At 61.2% G+C, this 472-nt stretch carries 1 protein-coding gene; it reads left to right on the forward strand.

All coding sequences use genetic code 11. The features are described 5' to 3' along the window. Positions 1-472 (forward strand): arginine N-succinyltransferase (locus AAEY83_RS12850; protein ID WP_351059285.1); only part of this gene is annotated, 472 nt, incomplete at both ends.

The following is a 472-nucleotide window of genomic DNA, read 5'->3' on the forward strand; positions in this document are numbered from 1 at the left end:
TCGGTCTGACGGTCAGCGCTTCGCAAGAGCTGAACATCTACCGCGAAATCCCGACGCTGTTTCTGGCCAACGACCTGACCGGCAATTCCGAGCTGTGCTCGCTGTTCCTGCACGCCGATTACCGCAACGGCCTGAACGGCCGGATGCTGTCCAAGGCGCGCATGCTGTTCATCGCTGAGTTCCCGGAGCTGTTCGGTAACAAGATCATCGCCGAAATGCGTGGCGTGTCCGATGACGCCGGGCGCTCGCCGTTCTGGGAAAGCCTCGGCCGCCATTTCTTCAAGATGGAATTCAGCCAGGCCGATTACCTGACCGGCGTCGGCAACAAGGCGTTCATCGCCGAACTGATGCCGAAATTCCCGCTGTACACCTGCTTCCTCTCGCCGGACGCGCGCAACGTCATCGGCCAGGTGCACCCGGACACCGAACCGGCGTTGGCCATGCTCAAGAGCGAAGGCTTCAGCTATCAGGG

The sequence above is a fragment of the Psychrobacter sp. TB20-MNA-CIBAN-0197 genome, from assembly GCF_040309765.1.
Lineage (GTDB): Bacteria > Pseudomonadota > Gammaproteobacteria > Pseudomonadales > Moraxellaceae > Psychrobacter > Psychrobacter submarinus.